Annotated in this window: 1 protein-coding gene; it reads right to left on the reverse strand. The window is 64.8% G+C overall.

Annotated features, from left to right (window positions below; translation table 11 throughout):
- Positions 1–216 (reverse strand): ATP-binding cassette domain-containing protein (locus tag UK12_RS36115; protein WP_045307467.1); only part of this gene is annotated, 216 nt, incomplete at both ends.

The following is a 216-nucleotide window of genomic DNA, read 5'->3' on the forward strand; positions in this document are numbered from 1 at the left end:
GATGATCACCTCCGGCTTCAACGCCAGACCGCGCGCGATACCGATCCGCTGACGCTGACCACCCGAGAACTGGTGCGGATACCGGTTGATGTACTCCGGATTGAGCCCCACCACGTCCAGCAGATCCTGAACCGCCCTACGGCGGTCGCCCTTCGGCGCCACCTCCGGATGGATCTCGAACGGCTCCCCGATGATGTCACCCACCGTCATCCGCGG

The organism is Saccharothrix sp. ST-888 (assembly GCF_000955975.1).
Lineage (GTDB): Bacteria > Actinomycetota > Actinomycetes > Streptomycetales > Streptomycetaceae > Kitasatospora.